Annotated in this window: 1 rRNA gene; it reads left to right on the top strand. The window is 56.3% G+C overall.

The annotated features are described in order from the left end of the window. The first annotated feature begins 51 nt into the window (after positions 1-51). A 23S ribosomal RNA gene (locus ACIBA9_RS38055) occupies positions 52-3,172 on the top strand. Positions 3,173-3,194 lie beyond the last annotated feature (22 nt).

The following is a 3,194-nucleotide window of genomic DNA, read 5'->3' as shown; positions in this document are numbered from 1 at the left end:
ATGGGTGGCTGGTCGTTGTTTGAGAACTACACAGTGAACGCGAGCATCTGTGGCCAAGTTTTTAAGGGCGCACGGTGGATGCCTTGGCACCAGGAACCGATGAAGGACGTGGGAGGCCACGATAGTCCCCGGGGAGTCGTCAACCAGGCTTTGATCCGGGGGTTTCCGAATGGGGAAACCCGGCAGTCGTCATGGGCTGTCACCCACTGCTGAACACATAGGCAGTGTGGAGGGAACGAGGGGAAGTGAAACATCTCAGTACCCTCAGGAAGAGAAAACAACCGTGATTCCGGGAGTAGTGGCGAGCGAAACCGGATGAGGCCAAACCGTATGCGTGTGAGACCCGGCAGGGGTTGCGCATGCGGGGTTGTGGGATCTCTCTTTCACAGTCTGCCGGCTGTGAGGCGAGTCAGAAACCGTTGATGTAGGCGAAGGACATGCGAAAGGTCCGGCGTAGAGGGTAAGACCCCCGTAGTCGAAACATCAGCGGCTCGTTTGAGAGACACCCAAGTAGCACGGGGCCCGAGAAATCCCGTGTGAATCTGGCGGGACCACCCGCTAAGCCTAAATATTCCCTGGTGACCGATAGCGGATAGTACCGTGAGGGAATGGTGAAAAGTACCGCGGGAGCGGAGTGAAATAGTACCTGAAACCGTGTGCCTACAAGCCGTGGGAGCGTCGGAACAAGGCTTGCCTTGTTCTCGTGACTGCGTGCCTTTTGAAGAATGAGCCTGCGAGTTTGCGGTGTGTTGCGAGGTTAACCCGAGTGGGGAAGCCGTAGCGAAAGCGAGTCCGAATAGGGCGTTTCAGTAGCACGCTCAAGACCCGAAGCGGAGTGATCTAGCCATGGGCAGGTTGAAGCGGAGGTAAGACTTCGTGGAGGACCGAACCCACCAGGGTTGAAAACCTGGGGGATGACCTGTGGTTAGGGGTGAAAGGCCAATCAAACTCCGTGATAGCTGGTTCTCCCCGAAATGCATTTAGGTGCAGCGTCGTGTGTTTCTTGCCGGAGGTAGAGCACTGGATAGGCGATGGGCCCTACCGGGTTACTGACCTTAGCCAAACTCCGAATGCCGGTAAGTGAGAGCGCGGCAGTGAGACTGTGGGGGATAAGCTCCATGGTCGAGAGGGAAACAGCCCAGAGCATCGACTAAGGCCCCTAAGCGTACGCTAAGTGGGAAAGGATGTGGAGTCGCACAGACAACCAGGAGGTTGGCTTAGAAGCAGCCACCCTTGAAAGAGTGCGTAATAGCTCACTGGTCTAGTGATTCCGCGCCGACAATGTAGCGGGGCTCAAGCGTACCGCCGAAGTCGTGTCATTCATACAATAGGGCCAACGCCTGTATGGATGGGTAGGGGAGCGTCGTCTGCCGGGTGAAGCAGCACCGGAAGGTAGTTGTGGACGGTTGACGAGTGAGAATGCAGGCATGAGTAGCGATACAAACGTGAGAAACGTTTGCGCCGATTGACTAAGGGTTCCTGGGTCAAGCTGATCTGCCCAGGGTAAGTCGGGACCTAAGGCGAGGCCGACAGGCGTAGTCGATGGATAACCGGTTGATATTCCGGTACCCGCTGTGAAGCGTCAAACATCGAGCATCGTGATGCTAAGGCCGTGAAGCCGTTCCGGACCCTTCGGGGAAAGGAAAGTGGTGGAGCCGCCGAACCAAGCGGTTAGTAGGTGAGTGATGGGGTGACGCAGGAAGGTAGTCCATCCCGGGCGGTGGTAGTCCCGGGGTAAGGGTGTAGGACGTTGTCCAGGTAAATCCGGGCAGCACATAGTCTGAGACCTGATGCCGAGCCGATTGTGGTGAAGTGGATGATCCTATGCTGTCGAGAAAAGCCTCTAGCGAGTTTCATGGCGGCCCGTACCCTAAACCGACTCAGGTGGTCAGGTAGAGAATACCGAGGCGTTCGGGTGAACTATGGTTAAGGAACTCGGCAAAATGCCCCCGTAACTTCGGGAGAAGGGGGGCCATGCTTGGTGATCGGATTTTCTCCGTGAGCTGGGTGTGGCCGCAGAGACCAGCGAGAAGCGACTGTTTACTAAAAACACAGGTCCGTGCGAAGCCGTAAGGCGATGTATACGGACTGACGCCTGCCCGGTGCTGGAACGTTAAGGGGACCGGTTAGCTTGGATTCGTCCAGGCGAAGCTGAGAACTTAAGCGCCAGTAAACGGCGGTGGTAACTATAACCATCCTAAGGTAGCGAAATTCCTTGTCGGGTAAGTTCCGACCTGCACGAATGGCGTAACGACTTCTCGACTGTCTCAACCATAGGCCCGGTGAAATTGCACTACGAGTAAAGATGCTCGTTTCGCGCAGCAGGACGGAAAGACCCCGGGACCTTTACTACAGTTTGATATTGGTGTTCGGTTCGGCTTGTGTAGGATAGCTGGGAGACTTTGAAGCGGCCACGCCAGTGGTCGTGGAGTCGTCGTTGAAATACCAGTCTGGTCGTGCTGGATGTCTAACCTGGGTCCGTGATCCGGATCAGGGACAGTGTCTGATGGGTAGTTTAACTGGGGCGGTTGCCTCCTAAAGAGTAACGGAGGCGCCCAAAGGTTCCCTCAGCCTGGTTGGCAATCAGGTGTTGAGTGTAAGTGCACAAGGGAGCTTGACTGTGAGACCGACGGGTCGAGCAGGGACGAAAGTCGGGACTAGTGATCCGGCGGTGGCTTGTGGAAGCGCCGTCGCTCAACGGATAAAAGGTACCCCGGGGATAACAGGCTGATCTTCCCCAAGAGTCCATATCGACGGGATGGTTTGGCACCTCGATGTCGGCTCGTCGCATCCTGGGGCTGGAGTCGGTCCCAAGGGTTGGGCTGTTCGCCCATTAAAGCGGTACGCGAGCTGGGTTTAGAACGTCGTGAGACAGTTCGGTCCCTATCCGCTGTGCGCGTAGGAATATTGAGAAGGGCTGTCCCTAGTACGAGAGGACCGGGACGGACGAACCTCTGGTGTGCCAGTTGTCCTGCCAAGGGCATGGCTGGTTGGCTACGTTCGGGAGGGATAACCGCTGAAAGCATCTAAGCGGGAAGCCTGCTTCGAGATGAGTATTCCCACCTCCTTGAGAGGGTAAGGCTCCCAGTAGACGACTGGGTTGATAGGCCAGATATGGAAGCCGGGTAACCGGTGGAGTTGACTGGTACTAATAGGCCGAGGGCTTGTCCATTGATGCTCGCGTTCACTGTGTT

Source organism: Streptomyces sp. NPDC051452 (genome assembly GCF_044454765.1).
GTDB lineage: Bacteria > Actinomycetota > Actinomycetes > Streptomycetales > Streptomycetaceae > Streptomyces.
This window is presented reverse-complemented; position numbering and strand designations above follow the sequence as displayed.